This is a genomic window from Nocardia sp. NPDC041819, from assembly GCF_055590505.1.
This window is the reverse complement of the sequence record NZ_JBVJAP010000012.1, coordinates 148107-159754: the sequence shown is the minus strand read 5'-3', so window position 1 is coordinate 159754 and position 11648 is coordinate 148107. Positions and strand designations below refer to the sequence as shown.

Here is an 11648-nt window from a genome sequence, read left to right as displayed (position 1 = left end):
TGAACAACATTCGCTCCACTCCGACCGGCCGGGACCTCGTCCCGGCCGGTGATGAAAGGCCCACTCATGCGCAAGGGCATGTTCAGCGCTGCCGCGTTGTCGTTCGCGCTCCTGGCCGCCACGCTCACCGCGTGCGGCGACGATTCCGCGAGTTCCGGCGGCAAAACGCAGATCGGCGTGATCCTCCCGGACAGCAAGACCTCCGCCCGTTGGGAGACGGCGGACCGCAAATACTTACAGCAGGCGTTCGAGGCCGCGGGCGTCCAGGCCGATATCCAGAACGCCCAGGGCGACAAGAACGCCTTCCAGACCATCGCCGACCAGATGATCACCAACGGCGCCACGGTCCTGGTGATGACCAACCTGGACAGCGGCACCGGCAAAGCGGTGATCCAGAAGGCGAAGTCGCAGGGCGTCACCGTGATCGACTACGACCGGCTCACTCTCGGCGGCGGCGCCCAGTACTACGTCTCCTTCGACAACGTGAAGGTCGGCAGCCTGCTCGGCGAGGGCGTCGCGCGGTGCCTGACCGATCGCAACGCGGCGCGTCCGGTGGTCGCGTATCTCAACGGCGGACCGACCGACAACAACGCCACGCTGTTGAAGACCGGCTACGACGGAGTGCTGAAGGCCCGGTTCGACGCGGGCCAGTACGTCAAGGGGCCCGATCAGGCCGTCCCGGAATGGGACAACACGAAGGCGGGCACCATCTTCGAACAGATGCTGACCGGTCGGCCGGACATCGGGGGTGTTGTCGCGGCCAACGACGGCTTGGCCAACGCCGCGATCGCGGTGCTGAAGAAACAGAAGCTCAATGGGCAGGTGCCGGTCAGCGGGCAGGACGCCACGGTCCAGGGCCTGCAGAACGTCCTGGCGGGCGACCAGTGCATGACCGTCTACAAGGCGATCCAGAAGGAGGCCGAGGCGACCGCGAAACTCGCGGTGGCCCTGGTGAAGGGGGAGCAGGGCAGCACCAACGGCGCGGTGCGGGACCCGGAGTCGAACGCCGACGTGCCGTCGGTGCTGCTGGAGCCCAAGCCGATCTACCCGCGCGACGTCAAGGACGTGGTGGCCGACGGCTACGTCACCAAGGCCGAGCTGTGCACCGGCGAGTTCGCGAAACTCTGCGCGGACAACGGGATCTGATATCGCACGCCCCTTCCGCGGTTCGATGAGGGGATTGCGGAAGGGGCTCCATCCTTCGGAGGAGCTACCCAATGTCCGAACTGCCGGTCATCGAATTACGCGGAGTAGAGAAAAGCTTCGGTCCCGTCCACGTCTTGCACGAAGTCGCCTTCAGCGCCTATCCCGGCGAGGTGACCGCTCTCGTCGGCGACAACGGCGCGGGCAAGTCCACGCTGGTCAAATGCATCGGCGGCACCCATCCGATCGACGCGGGCGAATTCCTCTTCGATGGCACGCCGGTGCAGGTGCACAGCCCGCGCGACGCGGCGGCGCTCGGCATCGAGATCGTCTACCAGGATCTCGCGCTCTGCGACAACCTGGACATCGTCCAGAACATGTTTCTCGGCCGGGAACGCAGGCGCGGTCTCGTGCTCGACGAATACGCGATGGAGGAACTCGCCGGGAAGACGCTGGCGAGCCTGTCGGTGCGCACCGTCAAATCGGTCCGGCAGCAGGTCGCCAGCCTGTCCGGCGGACAGCGCCAGACGGTGGCCATCGCGAAAGCCGTGCTGTGGAACAGCAAGGTGGTGATTCTCGACGAGCCGACGGCCGCGTTGGGCGTCGCGCAGACCCAGCAGGTGCTCGAGCTGGTGCGCAGGCTCGCCGACCAGGGGCTGGCGGTGGTGCTCATCTCGCACAACATGAACGACGTCTTCGCGGTGTCCGACCGGATCGCCGCGCTCTATCTCGGCCGGATGGCCGCCCAGGTACGGACCTCCGACGTGACGCACGCGCAGGTCGTCGAATTGATCACGGCAGGGCGCAGCGGAGCGCTCGGCCTCGAGGCGAGCGGAGCGACCCGATGACCGCGGTGACCACCGAGCGGCGACCGGCGGCGGCGCCGGTGACCGCCCTGATGAGCGGCTACGTCGGCCGGGTGCGCGGGGGCGACATGGGGGCGTTGCCCTCGGTGATCGCACTCGTCGTGCTCTCGGCCGTCTTCTGGGCGGCGCGCCCGGTCTTCATGTCCGAGGCCAACTTCGCCAATCTGTTCACGCAGGGTGCGGCGATCGCGGTGATCGCGATGGGGCTGATCTTCGTGCTGCTGCTCGGCGAGATCGATTTGTCGGCCGGGTTCACCAGCGGTGTGTGCGCCGCCGTGCTCGCCGTGCTGCTCACCGACAAAGGATGGCCGTGGTACGCGGCGGTGCTGGTGTCGCTGCTCACCGGCGTGGTGATCGGGCTCGTGATCGGCACGGTCGTGGTGAAGATCGGGATCCCGTCGTTCGTGGTGACGCTGGCGGCGTTCCTCGCGCTACAGGGCGTGGCGCTGAAGATCATGGACAACGGCCGCAACATCTCCATCCGCGACGAGACGATCGTCGCGATCGCGAACAAGAACGTGCCGCCGGCGATCGGCTGGGCGTTGTACGCGGTGCTGGTCGCCGGATTCGCGCTCGTGCAGTACCGGAAGTTGCGGGCGCGCACGAAACTCGGGCTCACCGGAACGACGGCGCGGGCGGTCGTGGTGCGCGTCGTGCTGCTGGCGATCGTGGCGGGCGCGGCGGTGCTGGTGCTCAACGGCGAGCGCAGCCGCAACCCCGCGTTGCACTCGCTGGCGGGGATGCCCATCGTCGTGCCGCTGATCGTGGCGCTGTTACTGCTGTGGACTTTCGTGCTGGACCGCACCGCGTTCGGCAGGCACATCTACGCCGTCGGCGGCAATGCCGAGGCCGCCCGGCGCGCGGGCATCGCCGTGGATCGCGTGAAGATCACCGCTTTCGTGCTGTGTTCGACGATGGCGGCGGTCGGCGGACTCATCGCGGCGTCGCGCGCGAACTCCGTCGATCCGAACACCGGCGGCAGCGATGTGCTGCTCACGGCGGTCGGCGCGGCGGTGATCGGCGGCACCAGCCTGTTCGGCGGCCGCGGGCGGATGCTGGACGCCGTGCTCGGCGCCGCGGTGGTCGCGGTGATCAACAACGGCATGGGGCTGATGGGCTACAGCGCGGGCACGAAATTCGTTGTGACAGGATTCGTGCTGCTCTTGGCGGCCGGAGTGGACGCCCTGTCCCGTAGGCGTGCGCTCCTCCAGCGATGAACCCCCCAGCCCCGTGACGAAAGCCCGGTGAATGCGAGCAGCACCTTCGCCCGAGGAGATCCGCACGCGCAATCTCGCCGCGTTGCTGCGGCATGTGCACCGTGACGGCGCGGTGTCGCGCGCCGCGCTCGCCGAGCGAATGGGGTTGAACCGCAGCACGATTCTCGCGCTCACCACCGATCTGGCGGCGGCGGGTCTGGTGAGCGAGGAATTGCCAGGGCAGACCGGACGGGCGGGCAGGCCGTCGCTGGTGGTGCGGCCGCGGGCCGACCGGGTCTACGTCGTCGCGCTGGACGTCGGCGCCGACCGCCTCGCCGCCGCGCGGGTCGGGCTGGGCGGTTCGGTGCTCGAGCGCACCGAGACCGCCCGTCCCGGCGGCGCGTTCGACCCGGACGAGGTGATCGCCGCGCTCGCGGCGATGGCCAGGGCGATGATCGCCACGGCCGCGCCCGACGCTCGGTGCGTCGGCGTCGGGGTCGCGTTCTGCGGCATGGTCCGTGAGGAGGACGGCGTGGTGCGCTACGGGCCGAATCTCGGCTGGGTGGACGTCGCCTTCGGCGCCGAGCTGACCAGAGAACTCGATCTCGGCCTGCGCGTCGCGGTCGGCAACAACGCCAACCTCGGCGCGCTGGCCGAACGCGAACGCGGTGTCTGCGTCGGCCTGGCGAACTCGATCTACCTGCACGGCGATGTCGGCATCGGCGGCGGCATCATCGTCAACGGCGAATTGCTCGGTGGGGACGGCGGTTACGGCGGGGAAGTCGGCCACATGATCGTGAATCCGGGTGGGCGGCCCTGCGCCTGCGGATCCCGGGGCTGTCTGGAGGCCGAGGCGGGCGAACTCGGGTTGATCGCGGCGGCGGGACGCAGCGATCCGCCCGGGCAAGCGGCGGTGGACGCGATCGTCGAGGCCGCCGCCCGCGGCGACACGACGGCGCGGGACGCGCTGCGCCAGGTCGGCGAATGGCTCGGGTACGGCGTCGCCAATCTGGTGAACGTCTTCAATCCGTCGGTGGTGGTGTTCGGCGGCGTGCTGCGGGAGATCTATCTGGCCTCGGCGGCGCAGGTGCGCAGCCGGTTGGCGGTGAACGGCCTGCAAGCCGTCCGCGAACGGGTCCGGTTGCGCACCAGCGCGCTCGGCGGCGACGCGACCCTGATCGGCGCCGCGGAACTGGCCTTCACCGACGTGCTCACCGATCCGTTGCAGACGCCGGCCCGGCCGTCGGCCGCGCGCGCCTGAGGATTCCGGCCGGATTCACGCGGCCCCCGCCGCGCTGAACTCCGACAGGTGGCCGGCGAGCAGTCGTACGCGCACCCGCTGTTCCTCGGTGGTTTCCTCGGGGTGGTGGATCTCGATGCTCAGGCGGTCGTCGAAGGTGCTGATGATGATGGTGCCGCTCGGCTGCTGGAGCCGGTGCCCGGTCTTGTCCGGCTTGCCGAGCATGATCGAGCGGAAGTCGGTGATCCGCAGCTCGTCCGGCACCCGTGGTCTGCGCACGCGTCCCCAGTTGGTGGCCAGCACGATTCCCGGTGCGCGCGGCGGAGGGCCCGCGGTGATCTCGGGGATGTGCAGCGGGGTCTGCTGCACCATGCCCGTGTCGAGTCCGGCGCGCAGCGTGTCGCTGATGTCGCGGGCCAGATCGACGAGCGTCGCGCCGGTCCGCCGCGCCGGGACGAAGTTCGCGAAGCCGAGCACGTTGGTGCCTTCGGTCATCCCGATCGGTGGCGTCACCCGGCTGCGCAGGTCGACCGAGTAGGTGTAGGACAGGTCGGTCAGCGGCAGCCCGCGCAACTCGGCCTCGGTGAGCAGGATCGCGGCGGAGGCGAGGCCGTTGATCGTGGTGTGCTCCCGGTGCCCCAGCTCGACCAGCGCCGCGGTCTGCTTGCGGGTCAGCCTGCAGCGCGCGGTGCGGGGGACGAGGTAGCCGGGATCCTCGGGGCCCGAGCGACTCCGGGCGATCTCCATGGGGTGGTGCGGCCCGGCCGGGGCGTCGATCTTCCGCACGCCCCGCTCGTGCAGCAGGTCTTCCACCGAACGCGGGAAGCCGTGCTGCGGCAGGTCGGCCTGCCCGCGCCGCACGAGGTCGGTGTAGCAGGACCACAGCTCGCCGAACACGGCCAGCGAATGATAGGCATCCGCGACGCTGTGGTGGGTCACCAAGGTGACCCCCGCGCCTGCGCCGTCGCGGACGACGCCCAGCGCGGCGACCGCGGTGCGCTGGTCCAGCCGGGCGCCGGTGAGCAACCACTCGGGATCGCCCTCGGCGACCGTCAGCTCCGGTGCGGCTGACGGTGATTCGAGCAGAAGGTGCCCGCCGCGCCCGTCCGGCTCCAGGCGGGCGCCGAGGATCGGGCGGGAGCGAACCACGACTTCGAACGCCGACGACAGCGCGGCGAGATCCAACCGGCCCGCGACCCGAAGCGAATAACCGACGAGCACTTCGCTGTTGGCGAAGATCGCCTCGCTCGGCGCCAGCGGGCGGATGACGGTTGCTGCGGTCATGTCGCTTCCTTCACCTGAGCCTGTCCCGAGGCTAGTCCGAAGCCCGGACGTGCCAGGCTTTTTCGGCAGCATCATGTGTTTCCTGTATCGGCGGATCCGCGGCTGCCGTTTCGTCTCGTTGCCGTAACGACACCTGGTCCGAGGCCCACCCTCCGGCCCGGAGCCCAGGGTTAGCTGCACCAGCTCCTAGAGTGCTACTCTAGAGTCTCGCTCTAGAGGAGGCTGCCATGACCGAACTCGTCACCTACCGGCTCGACGACGGGGTCGCCACGATCACGCTCGATGACGGCAAGGCGAATGTCATGTCCGAGAACATGATCGCCGCCATCGCCGCCGCCCTGGACCGGGCCGAGGCCGACCGGGCGGTCGTCCTGTTGACCGGGCGCCCTGGGATGTTCTCGGCCGGCTACGATCTGGCGACGTTCTCCCGTTCCGCCGACGACATCCGCCGTACCCTGCGAGCGGGCGGCAACCTGGTCCATCGGCTGCTCGGTTTCCCGTATCCCGTCGTGGCGGCCTGTCCGGGGCACGCGATCGCCCAGGGAGCGTTCACGCTGCTGGCCACGGACGTGCGATTCGGTGTCACGGGGGATTTCAAATTGGGCCTCAACGAGGTCGCCATCGGGCTGACCATCCCGCACTACGGCGTGGAGGCGGCACGGCACCGGCTCACCGCGCCCGGATTCGACCGGGCGGCGAACACCGGAATCCTGGTCGGGCCCGAGGAAGCCAGGGAATCGGGCTTTCTCGACGTGCTCGCCGCCGACGCGGACGACCTGCGCACGCGCGCGACGGCCGAAGCGCGCCGATTGACCGGAATCGACTTCGCGGCGCACGCCGGGACGAAACTGCGGGTGCGTGCGCAGGTGCTCGCCGCGATCCGTTCCGGCATCGACGCCGAGTTCGCCGCGTAGCGGGCCGTGCGCACCAGGGAGCGGATCCTGGCCGAGGCGACCGAACAGCTCCTGGCCAAGGGGTATCCGTCGTTCACGATGGCCGCCGTGCGCGATCGGCTGGGCTTGTCCAGCGGCAGCATGTTCCACGCGTTCGGGTCGAAAGCCGAATTGGCCGCCGCGGTCTACGTCTCCGGGATGCTCGACTATCAGCGGACGGTACTGGACCACCTCGACGCGCCGGATATCGCTCCCGAGCAGGCGATCCGCGCGATGCTCGCGGCCCATCTCGGCTGGGTGCAGGATCATCGCGATCTCGCCCGCTTCCTGTTCGCCACGTTGCCGGACGAGGTGGCGCGCGCCGCCGAGCCCGAACTGGCACAGCACAATCGGGCCTTCTTCGGCGCGCTGCGGCGCAGGTACCGAGAGTTGCTCGGAACCGAGGACGTGGGCGGCGAGGGCTATCCGGTGGCCCACGCGATCTGCGTCGGACCGGCGCAGGAGTATTGCAGGCAATGGGTGCGCGGGCGCGTGTCGCCGCCGCCGCGCTCGCTGACCGCGACCTTCCAGGATGCCGCCGTAGCCGCCCTCGCCACGCTGAGGCGTCAGCCGCTCGACGCGACCGCTGCTCACCACGAGGCCGGGACGTGACGAACGATGCAGTAGCGAGACACGGGTCCGCGCCGAGCGTGGCGCGGTGACTGCCCACCGATGCACGAACTGGTCGGCACACCGTCGACTGCTGTTCACCGCCATGCGGCCCGGGCCGCACGGCACCGATGGCCGTCGGCTCGCACGCGGATCTCCGTGCCGGTTGCGGATCGGCCACGGGTGATCGACAGTGGTTGTCGAGTTACGGTGCGGCGACGGGAGGCCACCATGGACCGTGCGGACGTGGTAGTCGTCGGGGCGGGATATGCCGGGCTGTGTGCGGCGCGGACGTTGCGAGCGGCCGGTCGGGATGTCGTCGTCCTGGAGGCGAGTGACCGTGTGGGCGGTCGCACGCTGACCGCGCGGGTCGGGGGCGGATGGGCAGTCGATCTGGGCGGACAGTGGATCTCGGGCGCGCACACGCGATTCGCCGCGCTGGCCGAGCAGTACGGCGCCGCGACCTACGCGCCGCCCGAAGGGGTCGACCTGCTGGTCGAGGGAGTGGTCCGGCGGCCGTTCGCGGGCGCCCGCCCGCCGCTTCCGGCGTTCGTCCTGCTCGTGCTCGCCCAGGCCATGTGGCGGATGGAACGGATGGCCGCCCGCATCGACCTCGCCCGCCCGTGGACCACACCGGGCGCGGACCGGCTGGACGCGATGACCGCGGCGACCTGGTTGCGCCGGAACGTGCCGGAGCGGCGCGCGCGGAACCTGGCGGAGGTGATGATCGGTGAGGAGCTGTGCGTCGACGTGGGCAGCATCTCGATGCTCGGTCTGCTCACCACGATTCGCTCGGCGGGCGGCGTCGAGGCGGGGATCACCGCCGAGACGGTGACCCGCCTGTTCGTCGACGGCGCCGATGGGCCCGCGCTGGCGATCGCCGCCGAACTGGGCGACGCGGTGCGTCTCGGCGCGGCGGTCACGAGTATCCGTCGGAGGGCGGACGGTGTGCGGGTGAGCGCCGACTCCGGTGACGTCGACGCCGGGCACGTGGTCGTGGCGGTGCCGCCCACCCTGGCCGGACGCATCGCCTACGACCCACCGCTGCCCGCCGCGCGGGACCAACTGACCCAGCGCATGCCGATGGGCTCGGTCCTGAAATCGTTCGCGGTCTACGAGCGGCCGTTCTGGCGCGACGACTCGTTCACCGGCCAGTCGCTGAACCTGCACGATCCAGTGCCGGTCACCTTCGACGCGACCCGCCCCGGCGGTCCGGGCGTGCTCGGCGCGCTGGTGCCAGGCCGGGCCGCGCAACGGCTGGCCGCCCTTCCCCATGGCGAGCGACGCGCCATGATCATCGGTTCGCTCGTGCGCGCTTTCGGGCACGTCGCCCGCGAGCCGATCGAGTGGCACGAAAAGGTCTGGGCCGACGACCCATTCGCCCGCGGCGGCTACAACTCCTTCTTCCCGCCGGGCGTCCTGACCACCCTCGGCTCGGCGCTGCGCCACCCGGTCGGCGCGATCCACTGGGCCGGAAGCGAAACAGCCACGGAATGGTCGGGCTACATCGAGGGGGCGATCCGCTCGGGCGAGCGCGCGGCCGCCGAAGTGCTGGCGGCCGATCGTGCCGTCGCCACAGCCTGATTGCCGCAAGGTTGCCAGAAGGCTGGCTCCGGCCTGGGGGAGGGATCACAATGGAGAGGTGTTCCAGCGGATCGTGGTGGGTTACGACGACTCGCCCGGCGCCAGGGCCGCCTTGACGATGGCGCTCGACTTGGCGACGGTGCACCACGCCGCCCTCACGGTCGTCGCGGTCGAAGAGTATCTGCCGCACTACGGCCCGGTGGTCGGTGAGATCGAGGACGAACGCTCGATCGGGGAACAGACCTGCCGCCGATGGCTCGCCACCGCCGCCGAGACCGCCGAACAGCGCGGCATCGCGGTGCGGGCCGAACTCCGCGCGGGTCAGGCGGCGCGGGAACTGGCCACGGCCGCCGCCGATCACGATGCCGACCTGCTGGTGCTTGGGCGCAGTGGGCACTCGGGCATCTGGGGGCGTTTCATGGGCAGCACCGCGGAGAAGGCCGCACGGCACGTCGGGTGTTCGGTTCTCGTCGCACACGACGGCGTCGAGAAGGCCGGGCAGCGGTGAGTGCGGCGTCGTTGCCCGCGGTGGCGCCGCCGCGCAGGCTTCGGGTAAGAGTTCTGCGTGACCGATGAGCTGACCGAGCAACCGGCAGGCATCGCCGATCGCGCGCGAGGCACCGCGCGACGGCGGGATTTCTGGCGAACCCACGGCTGGGCCTCGGTGGTCGTCGCCCTCGGTGGGGCGCTCGGTGCGCTCGCGCGCTACGGTCTCGCCCAGGGGTTGCCCGGCCGCCAGGGGCACTTCCCGCTGGCCACCTTCGTCACCAATGTCGCGGGCTGCTTCGCGATCGGCGTGCTCATGGTCGCGGTGACCGAGATCTGGACTGTCCACCGGTTGCTGCGTCCTTTCCTCGGGGTGGGCGTGCTGGGCGGGTTCACGACCTTCTCGACGTACGCCAACGAGGTCCGCGGTCTGCTGCGACCGGGCACGATCGTCGTCGCGGCCGGTTATCTGGCGGGCACCCTGATCTGCGCCCTCCTGGCCACCCTCATCGCCATGTGGCTCACCAGGGCCGGATACGAGCGCCTGCGGCGCGGGTGGAGGAGGGCGTCATGACCGTGCTTCTGGTTCTCGTAGGGGGTGCGATCGGCGCGCCGTTGCGGTATCTCATCGACCGTGCGGTGCAGGATCGCCGCGACAGCCTGTTCCCCTGGGGCACGTTCTCGGTCAATCTGATCGGCTGTCTCGTGCTCGGCGCGCTCAGCGGAGCGGGGACGGCGCTGGCCTCGCCGCTGTTCGTCCTGCTCGGCACCGGATTCTGCGGGGCGCTGACCACCTACAGCACCTTCGCTTACGAAACCGTGCGGCTGGCCGAGCGCGGCGCCTATTTCTTCGCGGCGATGAACGTGGTGGTCAGTGTCTGCGCAGGGCTGATCGCGACGGTGTCGACCTATGCGGCAGTGCACGCCCTGTTCGGCTGACCCGCGCCGACGAGCGCGTGTGCGACGTGATCCAGCTCACTCCACTGCGCTGTCGCACGCCGCTCGGGGTCGGCTAAGCTGACGTGACAGATGCAGATATGCGCATACATTCGGTGGTGGAAGGGGTCTGGGTCGATGGGACACGAACATGGTCACGCGCACGGGCACGGGCTGTCGGGTGCGGCCGATCGCAGGTGGCTGACCATCGCGCTGGCCCTCATCGTCGGTTTCATGTCGGTCGAGGTCGTGATCGGCGTGCTGGCAAACTCGCTGGCCCTGCTGTCGGACGCGGCGCACATGCTCACCGACGCCGCGTCCATTGTCCTCGCGCTCATCGCGATCCGGCTCGCGGCCCGCCCGGCGAACGGCAAGTACACCTACGGGTACAAGCGCGCCGAGATCCTCTCGGCGCAGGCCAACGGAGTCACGTTGCTCGTGCTGGCGGGCTGGCTCACCTACGAGGCCGTGCGCCGTCTGCTGGAGCCGCCCGAGGTGACCGGCGGCCTCGTGCTGGCGACCGCGCTGGCCGGTGTGGTGGTCAACATCGCGGCCACCTGGGCGATCAGCAAGGCCAACCGCTCCAGTCTCAATGTGGAGGGCGCCTTCCAGCATGTGCTCAACGACCTCTACGGGTTCATCGCCACCGCCGTGGCCGGCCTGGTCGTGCTGACCACCGGTTTCGCCAGGGCGGACGCGATCGCCACGCTGATCGTCGTCGCGCTGATGGTCAAGGCGGGGCTCGGGCTGGTGCGCGAATCCGGCCGGATCTTCTTGGAGGCGGCGCCCGCGGGCGTCGATCCGGACGCGCTCGGGCGCGGGCTGGTGGACATCGAGGGCGTCGACGAGGTGCACGACCTGCACGTCTGGCAGATCACCTCCGGCGACATCGCCCTGTCGGCGCATGTGCTGGTGGGCGCGGGTGTGGACTGCCACGGACTGCGTCAGCGGATCGAGCATCTGCTCGACCACGACTACGGCATCACCCACACCACGTTGCAGGTCGATCACAGCCACGCCGTCACCTCCTCGGCCGGCGCGGAGGCGCAGCGCCTGCTGCCGGTGCTGGAGGACCACTGCGACGACGCCCACGGCCCGGTGCACCGCGACCGCCCGTCGTCCGCGGCGAACGCCGCGTCCTGACCTACCGGGCACCACGCGCATGGACGATGGCGGGCGGGATGTCCCGTAGCACCGGAAGGCGCTCGAACAGCGGAAGGCTCACCGCGAGCGGACCGCGGGAAGGGCTGAACGACGTCGTCGTCACCTCCGCCACCCGCGGGCTCCATTCGCGCAGCAGTCGCGCCGCGTGGCTACGTTTGACGCCCCGCGGCATCGGCGGCACCGTGTAGTGCGGTGGCGACGACGGTGC

13 protein-coding genes are annotated in these 11648 nt (G+C 70.1%); 11 read left to right on the top strand and 2 right to left on the bottom strand.

Translation table 11 applies throughout. The features are described 5' to 3' along the window. Positions 1-51 precede the first annotated feature (51 nt). From ACZ6DL_RS28525 to ACZ6DL_RS28510, 4 genes are all read left to right on the top strand, one after another. Positions 52-1146: a sugar ABC transporter substrate-binding protein gene (locus ACZ6DL_RS28525; protein WP_466055687.1), complete on the top strand. Its 1095-nt coding sequence runs from the start codon at positions 52-54 to the stop codon at positions 1144-1146. A 71-nt stretch (positions 1147-1217) separates the two neighbouring features. Beyond that, positions 1218-1991, top strand: a complete 774-nt coding sequence (locus ACZ6DL_RS28520; RefSeq protein WP_393236729.1) for an ATP-binding cassette domain-containing protein — start codon at positions 1218-1220, stop codon at positions 1989-1991. Then, positions 1988-3226, top strand: a complete 1239-nt coding sequence (locus ACZ6DL_RS28515; protein ID WP_396986671.1) for a sugar ABC transporter permease — start codon at positions 1988-1990, stop codon at positions 3224-3226. Before ACZ6DL_RS28520 ends, ACZ6DL_RS28515 begins: the two co-directional genes overlap by 4 nt. A 31-nt stretch (positions 3227-3257) precedes the next feature. Continuing rightward, a complete protein-coding gene (locus tag ACZ6DL_RS28510; RefSeq protein WP_062971637.1) occupies positions 3258-4466 on the top strand; it encodes an ROK family transcriptional regulator in 1209 nt (402 codons plus the stop codon). A 15-nt stretch (positions 4467-4481) separates the two neighbouring features. On the opposite strand, the gene ACZ6DL_RS28505 is transcribed toward ACZ6DL_RS28510, so the two are convergent. Then, the gene (locus tag ACZ6DL_RS28505; protein ID WP_466055684.1) at positions 4482-5729 is read right to left on the bottom strand and encodes a phthiocerol/phthiodiolone dimycocerosyl transferase family protein; all 1248 of its coding nucleotides are present in this window, start codon (positions 5727-5729) and stop codon (positions 4482-4484) included. A 227-nt stretch (positions 5730-5956) separates the two neighbouring features. Here ACZ6DL_RS28505 and ACZ6DL_RS28500 point away from each other — a divergent pair, with 227 nt between their 5' ends. From ACZ6DL_RS28500 to ACZ6DL_RS28470, 7 genes are all read left to right on the top strand, one after another. Continuing rightward, complete coding sequence (locus ACZ6DL_RS28500) at positions 5957-6643, top strand: crotonase/enoyl-CoA hydratase family protein (protein WP_466055683.1); 687 nt, start codon at positions 5957-5959, stop codon at positions 6641-6643. Between the two features lie 6 nt (positions 6644-6649). After that, complete coding sequence (locus ACZ6DL_RS28495; RefSeq protein WP_466055681.1) at positions 6650-7273, top strand: TetR/AcrR family transcriptional regulator; 624 nt, start codon at positions 6650-6652, stop codon at positions 7271-7273. A 228-nt stretch (positions 7274-7501) separates the two neighbouring features. Further along, positions 7502-8854 carry a flavin monoamine oxidase family protein gene (locus tag ACZ6DL_RS28490; protein ID WP_466055679.1) on the top strand — a complete coding sequence of 451 codons (1353 nt, stop codon included), beginning with the start codon at positions 7502-7504 and terminating at the stop codon, positions 8852-8854. Between the two features lie 58 nt (positions 8855-8912). Further along, positions 8913-9362, top strand: coding sequence for a universal stress protein (locus ACZ6DL_RS28485; RefSeq protein ID WP_391469025.1), 450 nt, complete (start codon positions 8913-8915; stop codon positions 9360-9362). A 57-nt stretch (positions 9363-9419) separates the two neighbouring features. Beyond that, positions 9420-9914, top strand: a complete 495-nt coding sequence (crcB, locus tag ACZ6DL_RS28480; RefSeq protein WP_466055677.1) for a fluoride efflux transporter CrcB — start codon at positions 9420-9422, stop codon at positions 9912-9914. Continuing rightward, a complete protein-coding gene (crcB, locus tag ACZ6DL_RS28475; RefSeq protein ID WP_062971773.1) occupies positions 9911-10279 on the top strand; it encodes a fluoride efflux transporter CrcB in 369 nt (122 codons plus the stop codon). Before crcB (ACZ6DL_RS28480) ends, crcB (ACZ6DL_RS28475) begins: the two co-directional genes overlap by 4 nt. Before the next feature lie 135 nt (positions 10280-10414). Further along, entirely contained in the window at positions 10415-11419 is a 1005-nt protein-coding gene (locus ACZ6DL_RS28470) for a cation diffusion facilitator family transporter (RefSeq protein ID WP_466055674.1), read from the top strand. A 1-nt stretch (position 11420) separates the two neighbouring features. Here ACZ6DL_RS28470 and ACZ6DL_RS28465 read toward each other — a convergent pair whose 3' ends face one another. After that, the gene (locus ACZ6DL_RS28465; RefSeq protein WP_466055672.1) at positions 11421-11612 is read right to left on the bottom strand and encodes a hypothetical protein; all 192 of its coding nucleotides are present in this window, start codon (positions 11610-11612) and stop codon (positions 11421-11423) included. Between the last annotated feature and the right edge of the window lie 36 nt (positions 11613-11648).

Coding starts and splice junctions, on each gene's coding strand:
- ACZ6DL_RS28525 (WP_466055687.1), top strand. CDS start 52: ATGAAAGGCCCACTCATGCGCAAGGGCATGTTCAGCGCTGCCGCGTTG.
- ACZ6DL_RS28520 (WP_393236729.1), top strand. CDS start 1,218: ATGTCCGAACTGCCGGTCATCGAATTACGCGGAGTAGAGAAAAGCTTC.
- ACZ6DL_RS28515 (WP_396986671.1), top strand. CDS start 1,988: ATGACCGCGGTGACCACCGAGCGGCGACCGGCGGCGGCGCCGGTGACC.
- ACZ6DL_RS28510 (WP_062971637.1), top strand. CDS start 3,258: ATGCGAGCAGCACCTTCGCCCGAGGAGATCCGCACGCGCAATCTCGCC.
- ACZ6DL_RS28505 (WP_466055684.1), bottom strand. CDS start 5,729: ATGACCGCAGCAACCGTCATCCGCCCGCTGGCGCCGAGCGAGGCGATC.
- ACZ6DL_RS28500 (WP_466055683.1), top strand. CDS start 5,957: ATGACCGAACTCGTCACCTACCGGCTCGACGACGGGGTCGCCACGATC.
- ACZ6DL_RS28490 (WP_466055679.1), top strand. CDS start 7,502: ATGGACCGTGCGGACGTGGTAGTCGTCGGGGCGGGATATGCCGGGCTG.
- crcB (WP_062971773.1), top strand. CDS start 9,911: ATGACCGTGCTTCTGGTTCTCGTAGGGGGTGCGATCGGCGCGCCGTTG.
- ACZ6DL_RS28470 (WP_466055674.1), top strand. CDS start 10,415: ATGGGACACGAACATGGTCACGCGCACGGGCACGGGCTGTCGGGTGCG.
- ACZ6DL_RS28465 (WP_466055672.1), bottom strand. CDS start 11,612: ATGCCGCGGGGCGTCAAACGTAGCCACGCGGCGCGACTGCTGCGCGAA.